The 16,408-nt window shown below is 64.2% G+C and carries 13 protein-coding genes, 1 tRNA gene, 1 other RNA gene and 1 pseudogene; 9 read left to right on the plus strand and 7 right to left on the minus strand.

The window, feature by feature from the left end:
• The gene (locus F600_RS0103665; protein ID WP_018159237.1) at window positions 1–921 is read right to left on the minus strand and encodes a metal-dependent hydrolase; all 921 of its coding nucleotides are present in this window, start codon (window positions 919–921) and stop codon (window positions 1–3) included.
• 85 nt (window positions 922–1,006) lie between these two features.
• Here F600_RS0103665 and F600_RS0103670 point away from each other — a divergent pair, with 85 nt between their 5' ends.
• Together F600_RS0103670 and F600_RS26805 are read left to right on the plus strand one after the other, a co-directional pair.
• Entirely contained in the window at window positions 1,007–1,606 is a 600-nt protein-coding gene (locus F600_RS0103670; protein ID WP_018159238.1) for a TetR/AcrR family transcriptional regulator, read from the plus strand.
• A gap of 85 nt (window positions 1,607–1,691) precedes the next feature.
• The gene (locus tag F600_RS26805; protein ID WP_018159239.1) at window positions 1,692–2,303 is read left to right on the plus strand and encodes a TetR/AcrR family transcriptional regulator; all 612 of its coding nucleotides are present in this window, start codon (window positions 1,692–1,694) and stop codon (window positions 2,301–2,303) included.
• Window positions 2,304–2,358: 55 nt separating this feature from the next.
• Here the strand turns inward: F600_RS26805 and F600_RS31475 are convergent, their stop codons facing one another.
• On the minus strand, window positions 2,359–2,520 hold the full coding sequence (locus F600_RS31475; protein ID WP_018159240.1) for a hypothetical protein: 162 nt from the start codon (window positions 2,518–2,520) through the stop codon (window positions 2,359–2,361).
• A gap of 100 nt (window positions 2,521–2,620) precedes the next feature.
• The gene (locus F600_RS0103685) at window positions 2,621–4,624 is read right to left on the minus strand and encodes a DNA polymerase III subunit gamma and tau (RefSeq protein ID WP_018159241.1); all 2,004 of its coding nucleotides are present in this window, start codon (window positions 4,622–4,624) and stop codon (window positions 2,621–2,623) included.
• 98 nt (window positions 4,625–4,722) lie between these two features.
• Here F600_RS0103685 and F600_RS0103690 point away from each other — a divergent pair, with 98 nt between their 5' ends.
• Entirely contained in the window at window positions 4,723–7,116 is a 2,394-nt protein-coding gene (locus F600_RS0103690; protein WP_156024399.1) for an MMPL family transporter, read from the plus strand.
• Here F600_RS0103690 and F600_RS0103695 read toward each other — a convergent pair.
• The 4 genes from F600_RS0103695 to ffs form a co-directional block, all read right to left on the minus strand.
• Window positions 7,113–7,694: an HhH-GPD-type base excision DNA repair protein gene (locus F600_RS0103695; RefSeq protein ID WP_018159243.1), complete on the minus strand. Its 582-nt coding sequence runs from the start codon at window positions 7,692–7,694 to the stop codon at window positions 7,113–7,115. The genes F600_RS0103690 and F600_RS0103695 overlap by 4 nt on opposite strands.
• Window positions 7,695–7,704: 10 nt before the next feature.
• A complete protein-coding gene (locus tag F600_RS26810) occupies window positions 7,705–9,045 on the minus strand; it encodes a wax ester/triacylglycerol synthase domain-containing protein (protein WP_018159244.1) in 1,341 nt (446 codons plus the stop codon).
• 93 nt (window positions 9,046–9,138) lie between these two features.
• The gene (locus F600_RS0103705; protein WP_018159245.1) at window positions 9,139–10,431 is read right to left on the minus strand and encodes an aspartate aminotransferase type Ic; all 1,293 of its coding nucleotides are present in this window, start codon (window positions 10,429–10,431) and stop codon (window positions 9,139–9,141) included.
• Window positions 10,432–10,530: 99 nt separating this feature from the next.
• Window positions 10,531–10,625: signal recognition particle sRNA small type (gene ffs / locus F600_RS31015), an RNA gene on the minus strand.
• A gap of 135 nt (window positions 10,626–10,760) precedes the next feature.
• Here ffs and F600_RS0103710 point away from each other — a divergent pair.
• From F600_RS0103710 to F600_RS26820, 6 genes and pseudogenes are all read left to right on the plus strand, one after another.
• Window positions 10,761–10,848 (plus strand) — tRNA-Ser (locus tag F600_RS0103710).
• A gap of 599 nt (window positions 10,849–11,447) precedes the next feature.
• Window positions 11,448–12,086 (plus strand): hypothetical protein, encoded by a 639-nt coding sequence (locus F600_RS0103720; protein ID WP_018159247.1) that lies wholly within the window; start codon window positions 11,448–11,450, stop codon window positions 12,084–12,086.
• Between the two features lie 92 nt (window positions 12,087–12,178).
• On the plus strand, window positions 12,179–12,769 hold the full coding sequence (locus tag F600_RS0103725) for a LemA family protein (protein ID WP_018159248.1): 591 nt from the start codon (window positions 12,179–12,181) through the stop codon (window positions 12,767–12,769).
• A gap of 11 nt (window positions 12,770–12,780) precedes the next feature.
• The gene (locus F600_RS0103730) at window positions 12,781–14,682 is read left to right on the plus strand and encodes a M48 family metallopeptidase (protein WP_018159249.1); all 1,902 of its coding nucleotides are present in this window, start codon (window positions 12,781–12,783) and stop codon (window positions 14,680–14,682) included.
• Window positions 14,683–14,800: 118 nt separating this feature from the next.
• Window positions 14,801–15,196, plus strand: a pseudogene (locus F600_RS32285) (DUF309 domain-containing protein); the annotation flags it as partial.
• Between the two features lie 662 nt (window positions 15,197–15,858).
• Window positions 15,859–16,356: an RDD family protein gene (locus F600_RS26820; RefSeq protein ID WP_018159251.1), complete on the plus strand. Its 498-nt coding sequence runs from the start codon at window positions 15,859–15,861 to the stop codon at window positions 16,354–16,356.
• The last annotated feature ends 52 nt before the right edge of the window (window positions 16,357–16,408 follow it).

Below are 16,408 nucleotides of genomic sequence, written 5' to 3' on the forward strand. Positions count from 1 at the left end.
TTATTGACCTTCTGCCCGCGGAGCGGGCGAGTGGCCGCTAGCGCGGGCGGCCGGCGAATGGGCGAGGTACCGCAGCGCGGTGTCCATCGAACCCAGCTGCGAGGGATGGAACTTCGGATTCAGGTAGCGGGGCATCTCGGTGAAGAACACGGTGAACTTCGGGATGACACCCCGAACGGTCGCGCTGACGAACTGCCACGGCCAGTTGCGGCCCTTGTCCTGCGACGGGTCCTTCTGGAACAGGTACGCGGTCGAAATGATGAACAGCGGAAGGAGCGTCGCCGTAGCGAGCACTGCGGTGCGCGCGCGACGGGCGTAACTGCCGTCCAGGTACATGTACGCGTCGTAGACGACGCTGCGATGTTCGACTTCTTCGGCGCCGTGCCAGCGGACCAGGTCCAGCATGGTCGGGTGCATGCCGACTTCTTCGAGAATGTCGGCGTTGAGCAGCCATTCGCCGAGAACAGCGGTGAAGTGCTCCATACCCGCGAAGAGGCCGAGGCGTTCCTTGAGCCACTCTTCCTTGGCGCGGCCCGTGAGGCCGTGGTCGCCGAGGATGCGGTCTACGAGCCAGGCAACCTTGTTGACGTAGCCCTCAGCGTCGAGGCCAATGGACTGGAGATGCTTGCGGGCGCCTTCGTGGCTGTTCGCGTGCATCGTCTCCTGGCCGACAAAGCCCTGAACTTCCTCGCGTAGGCGTTCGTCCTTGATGTAAGGCAGCGCCTCCGAGAGAGCCTGCGCCATGGCGCGCTCACCTTCCGGCAGGACCAGATGCATCACATTCACGATGTGCGTCGCGAGGACTTCACCAGGGATGTAGTGCATCCGCACCGAATCGAACGAGAAGCTGACGTCGCGAGCATTGATCGCATGGGCTTCTTCGCTGTAGGTGCGCTTCTTTGCGTCTACCGGTTCGTTCATACATCGACTGTACAACGCAACAAATATGATTGCAATGTTGCAGCAACATTTGCTATCGATATGTTGCACGGCTTACTCTTGGTAGATGCTCGAGGTATCCGAAACCAACGCAGTCGACACCGTCGAAGCGCGCATCCTCGACGCCGCTCTGGTGCAGTTCGAGAAGGTCGGGTTCCGAAAGACGACGATCGAAGACATCGCCCGCCAGGCCGGCGTCGACCGGGTGACGGTCTACCGCCGCATCGGGTCGCGCGATGACGTGGTCCAAGCAGTGGTGAGCCGCGAAGTCGCCGCCACACTGGCCGAACTCGATGAGCTACCCGCCAAGCACGACAACATCGACGACCTAATCGCCGACATCTTCGTCACCATCATCGTCAAATGGCGCAACCACGCTCTGGTTCAACGGATGCTCGTTCTCGAGCCGGAACGACTGGTCACCAAACTCACGATCGACGGCGAGCTGACCTTCACGATGTCCGTGGCGGCGACGGCGAGCGCCCTGCGCCGAGCCGTCTCCAGCGGGCTCGTCCCCGAACCGACAGACCTCGAAACCCGCGCGGAGCTCGTCTGTCGCGTCGTCCACTCGATGATTCTGGCGCCGTACGGACAGCTCCGGAACGCTGACGAACAACACCTCGACGCTTTCGCCCGGAAGTTCCTGGTACCGATCGTCACTGGTTAACCGTTTGCAGTCACCCGCCCGCAGTTGTCTTGACTAGGATGGGCAGAGCGCAGAACTCCCGCGCGACCGACGGCCAGGAGGTGCCATGCCCGAAGGTTCGCAGCAGGATGAACGTGTCTGGGGCGGAACAACTTTGGCCGAGCGACGCAAGCAGCGCCGGGCCGCTTTCATGACCGCAGCACTCAACATGATCGGCGAACACGGCACGCCCGCAGTCACGATGCGCGCACTCTGCCGCGAGACCGGCATCGCCGACCGCTATTTCTACGAGAGTTTCGAAAGCCGCGACGACCTGCTCGTTCAGCTCTACAAGAAGGTCGCCGACGAGACGTACGAGTTCCTCGCCGACAAGACGGACTTCTCGAGCCCGCGCGACTTCGCCCGCACTTACGTCGAGCTCGTCGTCGATCTCACCATCAAGGACCGTCGGCGAGGGCGGCTTCTGGTGGTCGAACCGATGGGCGAACCGGCATTGCGCGGGATCTGGCTCGCAACACTTCCGGTTTTCACAAAACTGCTGCGCACCGCACTTCCTAGGTCCGCGAGCCAGGTCGAGCGCGCGGTCGTGAGCATCGGATTCGTTGGGGCCATCGGCTCGATAATCCTCGCGTGGCTATCCGGCGACTTTCCGGCTGACCGCGACGAGCTCGTCGCCGAATGCGAGAAGTTCGCCGTTCGGGTGATGGCAGTCGACTGACCACATACGAATCGTCCCGGAGGCGGTGCTTCCGGGACGATTGCAGGTCAACGGGTTATAGGCCCTGACACTGCAGGGCGGTCAGGCCGTAAGCCTGGATGCAGCCGCCCCACGTGCCGATGTCGGCCGCGGCCGGCGGAAGGCCGAGAATGACCGTCCGCGGCAGGATCGGGACAGCGTTGATGATCAGGCCGATGACGTCGATGCCGAACAACATGGGGACTCCTCAAGCTCATGTGTAGCGGCTTTAACGGTAAACGACTTTCGTCACACCCATGATCAATTTCGATATCTTCTCGTGATCTTGAGGTCGACTCTCAGCTACCGATGACCTTGCCGCCAAGCACCTTCTTGACCTCGGAAATCGCCATGTCCATCGGGTCCTGACGCGCCTGACTCGGCTGGTCGACCGATTCGTAGGCGTCGTACGACTCGTCCGGCTCAGGCTCCTCCGGCGGCTCCATCGGACCCGGATCCTCCGGATCGTGGGACGAGACCGGCGCGGCGGTGGGGGCTGCCGACCGCGACGGGCGCACGAACTCCCGACGTCGGTCCGCGGCGCTCGGTCCGGCTGAAGCTTGCGCAGCGGGTCGCCTCGGCGCAGCAGTCACTGGCCCGGTGCCAGGCTGAATCCCCACGTCGAGGCCGCATACCTGCTTCACCGCCGCCCGAATCTGATCGGCATGGCGTGGGTCAGCCAGTCGCTGCGCGCCGTTCCCGCCGATGACGAGAATTCCCTGCTCCAAGGAGACGGGTGACAACGAACCCATCATGGTTCTCAACATGCCCTGCGGCATCGCATCGCGGACCTTGAGCCAGTTCGTCCGGACGACTTCGACATCTCCGGACACCGTCGGCGCGGGTGGCGGCTCAGTCGCCGGCTGCGGCACTCGCGGCGGTTCCGGCGCGGGCTCTGGACGCTTCGCGGGTTCGGGGCGTTTCGGCGGTTCCGGCGTCGGCTCGGGTCGCCTACGCGGTTCAACAGGCTGCGGCGGATCAACAGGCTTGGGCGGTTCGACCGGCCTCACAGGTTCGACGGGCTCAACCGGTTTGGCCGGTTCGACAGGCTTGGGAGCCGGCTCGGCCGGCTTGTCCGAAGCTCGAACAAACTGGCGACCGGAGGCCGACGTGTCCCCCGCGGCGGCGGCCGCAGCAGCCGGACGGGCGACGACTCCACCGGCCTCGAGCCGTTCGAGGCGCTGCAGAACGGCGGTTTCCGCGTCCGACGCAGAAGGAAGGAGCATGCGCGCACAGATCACTTCGAGCAGCAGGCGGGGTGCGGTCGCGCCACGAATGTCCGAAAGCCCGTCGTGCAAGAGCTCCGCGTACCGAGCCAGCGTCGCCGGACCGATCCGCGTGACATCCATAGCCATCCGTTCGAGCACGTCCGCCGGCGCATCGACGAGTCCGCGCTCTCCCGCATCGGGAACGGCCTGCATGAGAATGAGGTCGCGCATGCGACCGAGGAGATCCGTCGCGAACCGGCGCGGATCATGCCCGGATTCGACGACGGACTGGACCACGCCGAACAAGCTCGCGCCGTTCGAGGTGGCAAGCGCGTCGACGGCCGCATCGATCAGTGCAGTGTCGGTCGCGCCCAGCAGACTGAGCGCCCGCGGGTAGGTGACACCGTCGGCTCCGGCGCCCGCGAGCAATTGGTCAAGGACGCTCAGCGAGTCACGCGGCGAACCTCCGCCGGCCCGAATGACGAGCGGATACACCGCATCGTCAACCTGCACCTTCTCCGAAGCACAGACCTTCTCGAGCAGACCGCGCATCGTCGAGGGCGCCAGCAGGCGGAACGGGTAATGATGCGTTCGTGAGCGGATGGTGGCGAGAACCTTGTCTGGCTCGGTCGTCGCAAAGATGAAGATGAGATGCTCTGGCGGCTCTTCGACGACCTTCAGCAGCGCATTGAACGCGGCCGTCGTGACCATGTGCGCCTCATCGATGATGAACACGCGATAGCGCGACTCGCTCGGCACGTAGAACGCGCGGTCACGCAGCTCACGGGCATCGTCGACACCGTTGTGGCTGGCCGCGTCGAGTTCGGTGACGTCGAGATTGCCCGGACCTCCGGGCGCCAACGCGACGCACGACGGGCACGTTCCACACGGCGTCGACGTCGGGCCTTGTTCGCAGTTCAGCGACCGGGCGAGGATGCGGGCAGAGGACGTCTTTCCACAGCCACGCGGCCCGGAGAAGAGGTACGCGTGGTTGATTCGACCGGCATCGAGCGCGGTGCACAACGGCTCCGTGACATGCTCCTGGCCGACGACTTCACCGAAGGTCGCAGGTCGATACTTCCGGTACAGAGCCACGGACAAGAGGCTAGCCGCACCCGGTGACATTCTGAGAGGGGGCTGACCATTTTCCAGACCGCCGGGTCATGGTCAAGATCACGAGTACGCTGGCCAACGTGCTCTCTCGACTAGCGTCCGCAGCCATCAGATTCCCGCGATCTGTGCTGGTCGGAACGCTTATCGTCATGATCGCCGCGGGCGTTTACGGGGTCTCTGTATCGAAGTACCTCAGCGGTGGTGGCTTCACCACCAGCAACGCCGAATCGACTCGCGCGGCCCAGCTCATGTCGGACAAGCTCAAAGCTGGCGGCGCAAACCTCATCCTCTTGGTGACCGCTGACGACGGCATCGACAGTCCCGCGGCGAAGGCCCGAGCCGTCGACATCGTCGATCAGCTCAAGAAGTCCGCAGACGTCAGCAGCGTGCAGTCCTACTGGACCGACCCGGCCGCAGCGTCCGGTCTCCGCGCCGACGACGGTTCGAGTGCGCTCATCAGCGCGCGCATCGGCGGCGACGATCGGAACGGTCCCCGTACCGCTGCCGCCCTGGTCAAACCGATCACCGGAACGAAAGACGGCGTCACCGTCCGGGCCGGCGGCATCGTTGCGTCCGATGAGTTGAACCACCGAATCGGCAAGGACCTGTTCATCGCGGAAATGATCGCCGTGCCGATAACCGCAGTCCTGCTTCTCCTGGTCTTCGGCAGCTTCGTCGCCATGTGGTTGCCGCTCATCATCGGCGTCTTCTCCATCTTCTCCACGATGGCGATCCTTCGACTGATGAGCGAAGTCACCGACGTCTCGACGTATGCGCTCAACATGACGACCGGTATGGGTCTGGCGCTGGGAATCGACTACAGCCTCTTCATCGTCAGCCGATATCGCGAAGAACTCACGAATGGTCTGTCCGAACGCGCGGCGGTCATCCGCTCGATCGAAACGGCCGGTCGCACGGTGCTGTTCTCGGCCGTGACGGTCGCTCTCGGTCTCGCGTCGCTGCTGGTCTTCCCGGTGTACTTCCTCAAGTCCTTCGCCTACGCCGGCTTGGCGGTCGTGGCGGCAGCGGCCTTGGCATCGATGCTGGTACTCCCGGCCGCGCTCATTCTTCTCGGCCAATGGGTCAACCGGCTCGACGTGCGGGCGCCGTTCCGCAAGATGCTGGGCAAGCCGGAACATCCGGTATTCGTGCCGGAGAAGAGTCTTTGGTACAAAACGGTCAACTTCGTCACCCGGTTCGCGCTGCCGATCGCCGTCGTGGTGATCGGTCTCCTGCTGGTGATCGGTTCGCCCTTCTTGTCGGCACGCTTCGGCAGCCCGGACGACCGTGCCCTGCCCCCGTCGAGTACGGCCCGACAAGTCGGAGACGTGCTGCGCGACAAGTACTCCCACGGCGCCTCCGGCTCCGTGAGCGCCGTGCTGCCGAGCTACACCGGTGACTCGACCGCGATCGGCGCATACGCCGCCGAACTCTCGCGGGTCAAGGGCGTGACCGAGGTGAAGTCGATCGACGGCACCTACGTCGACGGCACGCGAGAGGTCACCCAGGTGCTGCCGCCAGCAGGCACCGGAGCACCGATTCCACCGCAACAAGCGCCGGGAGGCGCGCGACCGAAGACCGACGGCACGTACCTCTCGATCGCGACGTCGTACGACCCGTATTCCTCCGACGCTTCAGAGCAACTCGACGCATTGCGGGACGTCAAAGCGCCCAGCACCGTTTTGTTCGGCGGACAGGCGGCCTCCAACCAGGACGTCATCACCGCGCTGACGGGCAAACTCCCGCTCGCGATCGCGCTTATCGCGACCTCGACGTTCATCCTGTTGTTCCTGTTCACGGGCAGTATTGCGTTGCCGATCAAGGCAATCGTGCTGAACACGCTCTCGCTGACGGCCGCGTTCGGCGCGATGGTGTGGATCTTCCAGGACGGCCACGGCGCGAGCCTGCTCGATCTCACCGTCACGGGTTATCTCGTGCCGACAATGACGATTCTGATGTTCTGTCTGTCGTTCGGTATGTCGATGGACTACGAGGTCTTCGTTCTCTCGCGGGTGCGTGAGGAATGGATCAAGTCGCACCGGACGGCGGCGGACAACACCCATGCGCTCGCGATGGGCTTGGCCCGCACGGGACGAATCATCACCGCCGCGGCCGCGCTGATGGCCGTCGTCTTCTTCACGATGGTGACGTCGAAGGTGTCGTTCATTCAGCTGTTCGGCCTCGGCATGACGCTGACCGTCCTGGTCGACGCGACGATCATCCGCGGCATCCTCGTGCCGGCGCTCATGCGTCTGATGGGCCGCTTCAACTGGTGGGCCCCAAAGCCGCTGACCTGGCTCCACGATCGCATCGGGCTGACCGAGGAGACTCCTCCCGCGATCCACCGGGAGGCCGCGAAGCCTCCGGCGGAAGAAGTGTCCGAGGAGGCCACGGCCTCTGAAGACGCCGAAGACTCCACGTCATCTGAAGAGTCCAAGACCTCCGAGAACGACAAGGCCTCGGCCGACGCTTAGGCTTTCGCAGCCTTGGCTGCCGCCTTCGCTTCCTTCTTGAACGCACGAACTTCCTGCAGCGACTGGGCGTCGGTCACGTCCGCAACCGAGCGGCGCGAGCCTTCAAGTCCGTAGTCGCCGGCAGCCTGGCGCCAGCCGGCCGGTTCGACCTCGTACTGCTTGCCGAGAATCGCGAGGAAGATGCGCGCTTTCTGGTCGCCGTAGCCAGGCAGGGCCTTCAAGCGCTTGAGCACCTCTTTGCCGTCCGGATCACCCTCGGTCCAGATTGCCGCCGGCGAACTGTCGTAGCGGTCGATGATGATGTGGCACAGCTCGTGAATGCGCTTCGCCATTGAACCTGGGTAGCGGTGGATCGCGGGCGGTACCGAACACATCGACGCGAACTCGTCGACATCCGATTCGGCGATCCGATGAACGTCGAGTCCGCCCATGCGGTCTGCGATCTTCTTCGGCGCCGCGAACGCGGCCTCCATCGGATACTGCTGATCGCACAACATTCCGATGAGCAACGCGAGCGGATCACTCGACAGGAGGGCATCTGCCTCGGCGTCACCAACGATGTTCAGCGTCACAGTCATGCTGCCGATATTAGTGGCGTGCGTCGTCAGGGGTTGTGCCCTCTAGAAGCTGGACTTCGCTACGCAGGGCTCGCACGAGAACGTCGAGGTCAGGCACGTGCTCCGGGTCCGCGGTAACCGTGATCGTCAGTCTTCCCGCGTACGAGAACGCCACGAAGGTGACCGTCACGTTCCAGTTCTCGGCAACCGAGATCGGGACGATGTCCGCGATGCCCTGGCCTGCGAAGCAAAGCTGATTCGCCGGACCGCGGACGTTCGAAACCACCGTGTGAATCATGTGCTGGCGATTCAGGTAGTGCCGCAGCAGCCCGGTCCGGGCCGCGATACGGATCACGGCGGACAGCCAGGCGAACGAACCGACTCCGACGGCAGAGGCTGCTCGTGCCGCTCGCGTCCGACGTGCGATTTCGCCCAATCTCGCCGCGCCGGCTGCGGGCACGGCCACCAACATCTCGTTCACCCGATTGCCCAGGGCACCAGCGGTCGCCGTCGCACGAACCGAAACCGGTTCCGACACAACGAACTCGTCGATGTGCTCGCCTCGGTGAGCCAGCAGGGTGCGCAGCGCCCCGCCGATCGCCGCCAGGACCGCGTCGTTGACCGTCGCGCCCCGACGGTGTGTTTCCGTATGAATCGCTGCAAGGTCGCCGCGAACAACCGCAAATCTTCGCTTGGGTCCGGTCACCGCCAACAGCGTGCAATCGGCGGCTCGAGCGGGTCGGACGCGATGCGCCGACCGGAGCGACGCTGCGAGACCCCGGATCGCTCCCCCAGACTGTTTCAGCGTCCGGAGCCAGGACCGGACCGCTTCGGCACGAAGCTCGGACGGGGTGGGCCGGCGATGTGGGAGCGGCTCAGGCGAGATCGGCGGAGCACCGTCGACAAGTGATCCCAAGGCGGCGAGTCCGCCGATACCGTCGGAGACCACGTGATCAACAACGATGACAAGGCCGACCTTGCCTGCGGAGAGACCCGTGACGAAGGTGGCGCTCCATAGCGGCCGGTCGGCGGCCAGTGGCTGGCAGACCAACTCCGCGGCGAGATCGAGTAAGGCGTCCTCGTCTCCTGGACGGGGACACGTGCGATGCCGGATATGACGCGTCGGGTCGAAGTCGGTGTCTTCGACCCAAATCGGCCGACCCTGCCACCGCGGCACCGACACCAGTGTTTGCCGGAATCGCGGGATCGCTCGGACGCGATCCGCGAGGAGCGTCTCGGCGACCGACAGATCGAATCCGGTGTCGTCGAGGACCAGAACAGCGCCGAACTGCTCCGGCATCCGGCGACTGCCCAGCGATGCCATTGCGAGATCACCCGGGCTCGCCCGGTCGATCCGAACTTCGCCGTCCACACTTGCTCCTCGTCATGCCGGCTAGGAGCAGCATGCGGGAGTCGCGAGGCGTCAGCGCAGAGTCCAAGGCCGGAAAAGCCCGGGACCAAAGACTCAGGACGCGGCGATGAGCTTTTCCGTGGCGGCGAGCAGAACACACGTCGCCACACCGTCGATTGCCTGCTCGAGTTCGACCGTGCCCGGGAAGCTCGGCGCGATGCGGATGTTCCGGTCGTTCGGGTCATTGCGGCACGGGAACGCCGAACCGGCTGCAGTCAGAGCGATTCCGGCGTCCTTCGCGAGACCGATGACGCGCTTGGCGGTGCCGTCCATGACGTCGAGGCTGACGAAGTACCCGCCCTTGGGATCACTCCACGACGCGACCTTCGACGCACCGAGTCGGTCCTCGAGGATGCGCTGCACCATGGCGAACTTCGGCGCCAGGATCTCCTGGTGCTTCCGCATGTGCGCGCGAACGCCTTCCGCGTTTTCGAAGAAACGCAGGTGGCGAAGCTGATTTACCTTGTCCGGACCGATGCTCTTCAGCCCCGAGTATCCGAGGTACCAATCGAGGTTCTGCTTGGTGGCACCGAAGAAGCTGACGCCCGCACCGGCGAAGGTGATCTTCGAGGTCGAGGCGAAAACGAGCGGGCGGTTCGGGTTCCCGGCCGCGGCGGCCATACCGAGAACGTCGAGGCTCGGCGCCGGCTCCCCCTCGATCGAGTGGAAGGCGTACGCGTTATCCCAGTACAGCCGGAAGTCGGGAGCCGCAGTCGGCATCGTGACGAGCTGGCGCACGACCTCTTCCGAGAAGACCGAACCGGTCGGGTTCGAGTAGTTCGGAACGGCCCACAGACCCTTGACCGTCGGGTCCGATGCGGCGATCTCGACGACGGCGCGAATGTCCGGGCCGTCCGGACGCATCGGAATGGTGATCATCTCGAAGCCGAGCGACTCGGTGATCGCGAAGTGGCGGTCGTAGCCGGGCGACGGACACAGGAACTTGCGCACCGGCTCCTGCACCCACGGCCGCGCGGAGTCAGGGTTGCCGTGCAGCATCGAGTAAACGATCGAGTCGTGCATGATCTCGAGGCTCGCGTTGTTCTGCGCGATCAGGTTCTCGACCGGAATGCCGAGCAGCTCACCGAAGATCGCGCGCAGTTCCGGCAGGCCGTTGAGACCGCCGTAGTTGCGGCAGTCGGTGCCGCTCGCATCCTTGAAGTCGTCCGCACCGGGGAGACCGAGCAGGCTGTTCGAAAGATCGAGCTGCTCGGGCGAGGGCTTACCGCGCGTGAGATCGAGTTTGAGGCCCCGGGCCTGGAGTTCGGTGTACGCAGCAGCCTGACGTGAGTGCTCAGCGGCGAGTTCGGTGCTGTCCATCAGCTCGAACTGCGTCTGTTGCGGCATTCGCGCGCCCTTTCGGTGAACTACCACCGCCAACGCGTCGATTCGCCGCGCGTGGGCTTGCGTCGCGTTTCGCGGCCAACACTGGAGCCAAAACGGGAGTTAAGGGGACCCCGCGCACCCGGCAGAGCCCGTTGACCCTTGCTGCCTTCCGGCCCTGGGGGAGTTCACAGGATGCGCGTCGCGCGGGATCCACGGTCGAGTGTAGCCGTACAGGTGGTGGCTCAAGCAATTCGGGTGACAGTCGCCGTCGGGAGGCGTGCACGTGGCGGCGATCCATGCACGATCAGGCCATTTCGGTCGATGAGTGACGACCCGGTATGCTTCCCCACGGAGGATTCGCCTAGTGGCCTATGGCGCTCGCCTGGAACGCGGGTTGGGTTAACGCCCTCAGGGGTTCAAATCCCCTATCCTCCGCCAGTGTGATTGACCCCCGCCAGACTTCGGTCTGACGGGGGTCTTCTCGTCTGTATGGTCTCGCCGCACGGCCCAGTCAACGCCGAATAACGATTTCAAGCATTCTTCCGCATCATATTTGCATATTTACAGATTCAGTATGATTGCTTAACCTGACCGACCCCGACATTAACGCCGACTTAATTGTCGCACTATTCAGATGCACTTCCCGGCGCCATAAACTCGAATCACTCACAAAGTACGCCGAGACCGTAATCATGTTGCCGCGCAGGCAGTCTCGTGCGTTGCCCAATGACGCTGGGTGCGAATTGGGAATCGACAAGTGAGGCGAGAATAGGAGCAGAAGTGTCGCTTTCAGATTTCACCAGCTTATTGTCGGCCTGGGGCGATTTCGGCGGTCTTCCGTCTGGAATCGGCGATCTTCTGGGTGGAATCGCAGCCCTATTGACCGCCGGTTCGAGCGGATAGGGTCGTCGATCGCGTCCAGCAGCCGAAGTCCCCGGATTCGTCCACGATCCGGGGACTTCGGCGTGACGGGGGTGGATATCACGATCGAACGTCATCCCTCGGAATCCGGGGTTTCCGCTTCTAACATCTCGCGAATGGGATCACTCCGGGTCGTCGCCGCGGCAGCGGTTTTCGCGGTCGCAGCGGGTTGCTCGGCATCCGAAACCGGGACTGCTCACCCCTCGGAAAGTCCGACCACCACCCGAACTCTCCCGGCCAGTGTGCAGGAGATCGTTCTGCGGCCCATTGACGAAAACGGCAAGGTCCAGCCCGGCTGGAGCGTCAACGATGCCGCCAGCGCCGTCAGCTGTGACGCCGCGAAGTCATCGCCGAACGCCGTGACCGCCGGGGTGGTCGAGGGCTGCGGCTCGGATGCCGACGGATTCCTGGCGTGCTGGCCGACGTCACACAAGTACTCGGCAGTCTGCCTACGCCAGCCCGTTGGCAAGCACCTGGTCCGCATCGACACGAAGATCACCGCGAAGGGCGTCGCCGCGAAGAACCCCGAACCGCTCGCGATCGGACTCGACGACGGCCGAGTGTGTTCGATCATCCACGGCGGCGCGTGGGGCCCCGAGGGCGCGCCGGATTTCTTATGCCATGCCTACCCGGACTTCGCCGGCGTCTGGAACGGCATCAACAAAACCGCCACCGGGTGGACCGTCGACGTCAAGACCCAGGACGGTCAGACCTCGCGCGCCGTCACTTCCGTCTACTACGTCGGGATTGCCTGATTTGTGATCCACCCAGCTCGGGGCAGCGTCTTGCGAGTCGACGTGGAATCATGGGACCGACGGTCCCGACAACTCAAAGAGGTGGAACGAGAGTGGTCATCACGCTCATCGTCCTTGCAGTCATCGTCGTACTCGCAGTGCTGTTCGTCATCAGCATCTACAACTCGCTGGTCCGGCTGCGTAACGGCTACAAGAACAACTTCGCGCAGATTGACGTTCAGCTCACGCGTCGTCACGACCTGATCCCGAACCTGGTCGAGACGGCGAAGGCCTACATGGCCCACGAGCGCGGCACGCTCGAAGCTGTCATCGCAGCCCGCAACTCGGCGGTCACCGCACAGGCGGCAGCCTCGGCAAACCCGGGCGACCCGAACGCGATGCAGAACCTGTCCAACGCGGAAGGTGCCCTCACCGCCGGCCTAGGTCGACTGTTCGCACTGTCTGAGGCCTACCCGGACCTCAAGGCGAACCAGAACATGATGCAGCTGTCGGAGGAACTGACCTCGACGGAGAACCGCGTTGCATTCGCTCGCCAGGCCTACAACGACTCGGTGATGACCTACAACAACAAGCGCGAGGTGTTCCCCTCGAACATCTTCGCCGGCATGTTCGGGTTCACCGCTGCGGCGCCGCTCGAGATCACGAACCCGGAAGCTCGCGAAGTTCCTCGCGTTCAGTTCTGATTCTGCGCTAGATGAACTTCTTCGAACGTCAGCGTGAGGTGCGCTCGGCGTCGAAAAGACTTGTGCTTCTTTTCGCCGCCGCCGTCCTCGCCATCACCGCCGCGGTCAACATCGCGGTCATCGGAGCGACGCTGTCCCAAGGCGCGACGGTGGACCAGATCGTCGGTCTCGTCATCGTCGTCTCCGCCCTGACGCTGGTCCTCATCGGCACCGTCTCCGGGGTGAAGCTCCTCATGCTTCGCCACGGGGGCGGCGTCGCCGTGGCGGAAAGCCTTGGCGCGGTGCGTCTCCCGGACCATCTGACCGACCCGCAACTCAAGCGGTATCGCAACGTCGTCGAAGAGATCTCCATCGCCTCGAGCACCCCGGTTCCCGTGCTCTTCTTCCTGCCGGACGAACCCGGTATCAATGCGTTCGCGGCGGGCTACACACCCGCCGACGCCGCGGTGTGCGTGACGCAGGGCTCGCTCGATCGCCTCAACCGCGATGAGCTGCAGGGCGTCATCGCGCACGAATTCAGCCACATCGTCAACGGCGATATGCGACTGAGCATCCGTCTGATCGGCGTGCTCGCGGGTATCACCGCGCTCGCCGTCGTCGGCCGCATTCTGCTGCAGTCCGGCGCGGGCAGCCGACGCAGCGACGACAGCAAGGGCGCACTCCCGTTCTGGGCGCTCGGCCTCATTCTCATGATCCTGGGATGGATCGGTGTCTTCTTCGGACGTCTCATCAAGGCCGCGATCTCCCGCCAGCGCGAGTACCTCGCCGACGCCTCCGCCGTGCAGTTCACGCGCCAAACGACCGGCCTCGCAGGCGCCCTGAAGAAGATCGGCGGACTCGACGCCGGTTCGAAACTCCACAGCCCGCGCACCGAGAATGTCAGCCACATGCTGTTCGGCGAAGGCATGAACTTCTCGGCGATGTACGCCACCCACCCGCCACTTATCGCACGCATCCAGGAACTCGAGCCCGGATTCACGGTCGAGGGCCTCGACCGACTGCACTCCCAGTGGCAGTCCGCTCCGCCGAACGGTCTCGCCGAGGACGCCGCGCTCGGTCTCGCCGCGCCGCAGGACGGTGGATTGGCCCCACAACAAGTCCGACTCAACGCGGATGCAGTGGTCGCCACGGTCGGCTCCCCCAAGCCGGACGACTACGAATCCGGAACCCGAATCCTCAATCAGATTCCGGACGAACTCGCCGACCTCGCGCACAACCCGAACGCCGTCATCCCCCTGATGTTCGGCCTCCTGCTCGACCGCGACGCCAACATTCGCAACGCCCAGTTGACGATGATCGGGCAGACGTTCGGAAACCAGGTCGTCGCCAACACGATGACCGCGGCGAACCAGCTCGCCGCCCTCGACCCGCAGCTCCGCCTCGCCATCGCCGAACTGTCGTTCCCCGCGATGCGGCGCCGCACTCCGGACGAGATCCGGTCCGTGTTGTCACTCGTCGGACAGCTCGTCAACGCCGACGGCAAGGTCAGCGTCTTCGAATACTGTCTCGGCACACTGGTTTACGTCGGTCTGCACGAAGCAGTGAACTTCACCTCACCGTGGAAGAGCCGCCGGCAGAACCTGGGCAGCGCGCAGAACGCTGTCGCGTGCCTCCTCGCCGTCCTCGCGATCACGGGCAACCGGGATCAGCAATCGGCCGAGCGGGCGTTCCGATCCGGAATCTCGACCATCTACCCGAATGCTCAGCTCCCGCTTCTTCCGGTTCCGCAGGGCGTGCTCGCGCTCGAAGCGGTGTGGCCGGTCGTCGACGGACTGCAGGGCAACGACAAGGCGCTCATCGTCGAAGCCGTCGTGAACACCGTCATGGCCGACGGCATCGCGACCCTCGACGAGACGGAACTCGTTCGCACCGTGTGCGGCGTACTCCACTGCCCGGTGCCGCCGCTCAACTGACCAGTCCGGAGCGCGACAAGTCTTACGCACGGGCGCTTGTACGAAACTCCTGTTTTGTACCAACCCCTTTGCGTGGTGTGTGTCTCGACGAGATTGCGCCGACGCCTAATCTGGGCTCATGGAACGCGATCGCGATGACGCCGGGCGCGCGCGGAACAGCCGAGCGCGTGATGCGCTGGGACGTCCGCTGCCTTACGGCGTCGAGGGTGTTCCGCGCATTCCCGATGACCTGACGCTGTCACCTGCCGAGACACTCGCGTACGCACAGCAATTGCTCAACGACGGCCTCGCCTTCAACGCGCATGAGGTTCTCGAAGCCGCCTGGAAAAGCTGTCCGGAGTACGAGCGGGAACTGTGGCAGGGCCTGGCCCAGATGGCGGTCGGCATCACCCACGTGCAGCGCGGGAATCCGAAGGGCGCGAAAACGCTCTTCGAACGGGCCCGACTCCGTCTGAAGAGTGTCCAGGGTGAACCGCACGGGATCGACGTCAGCGGACTCATCGCTTTCCTCGACACGCCTGGGCTAGAACACGTTCCGCGCCTCATTCGACGGAGCTGGAGGGAATCTTTTCCGCCAGGGTCGCTGGAGCTGCCGTCCGGTCGTGCCGCGTTCGCCGGAGAACCCGAGGAAACGGCAATCACTGTCGACATCGGCGATGGTGTGCGCGCTGTGTTGGATGACTTTGGCGAGAGCGGCCCCGTGGACGTGAGCCTGCATTGGTCACGACACCAGCTCGACGGACCGCCGGGCACATTTCCCTATGACTCCGAGGCCGTCGTGCGGTACGTCGAGTCGATTCCGGGGCACCTTGTCATCGAGATGATGCCTGCTGCCCGACACCAGGACGACTGCGACGCCTGCCCCGTGGATTCCGCACCCGCTCTCGCGGTGGAAGTCGCACCCGGAGCCGTCATGGACCTGGTCGACGTGCTCGCGGGACTCCCCCGCGGACGCACGGGCTACTGGAAGATCGACGAGGGCGGCACGGCGCTCTGGCGCGGCAGACTCGACGAGGCAGGCAACGCGTTGATCGAGAACGTCCCCTATGACGACCGAATCTGGCGCGTCGATGGGAATGCTGTGGAGTTCGCGGTCGTCGCGAAGGTGCCGGTACTCGCCCGCCCGAAGACGTAGCCTGAGCTCAGCAAACACCTTGCGTCGCAGGAGGAGTGGCTATGACCGCCGGCGGAAACCAACCCGCACCACTCGAGCTGAGACCCGCTGCCCTCATGCATCGTTTCGGCGCACGCCTCCTCGACGGTTTGATCATCGCCGTCCCCATGTGGATCGTCGGCCTGGTCCTGAGCCTCGTCCTCGGCACATTCGGTAGTGTGCTGTGGCGGCTGCTGCTCGTCGCTGTGTCTCTCGGCTACTTCGCCTACTTCGAGTCGCAATACGGCCAGACGCTCGGCAAGCAGATCCTCGACATGCGTGTCGTTGGACCGACGGGCGCAAGCCCGACGTTCCAGCAATCCCTGCGCCGGAACTTCTTCCTCGCCGTGATGCTTCTCGGCGTGCTCACCGTCTTCGTCTGGCCGTTCGTCGACACTGCGATATCGATCATCGAAGCCGTCGTCTACGGCTGGATCGGGTGGACGATCCACAAGAGCCCGACCAAGCAGGGCTTCCACGACACCTTCGCCGGCGACTTCCACGTCGTCAAGTACGCATAAGAAAAGGCGCGCACTGGCCGTGAGCTCAGCGCGCGCCTCTACTTAGGTGCAA

It is taken from the genome of Smaragdicoccus niigatensis DSM 44881 = NBRC 103563 (assembly GCF_000380645.1).
Classification (GTDB): domain Bacteria; phylum Actinomycetota; class Actinomycetes; order Mycobacteriales; family Mycobacteriaceae; genus Smaragdicoccus; species Smaragdicoccus niigatensis.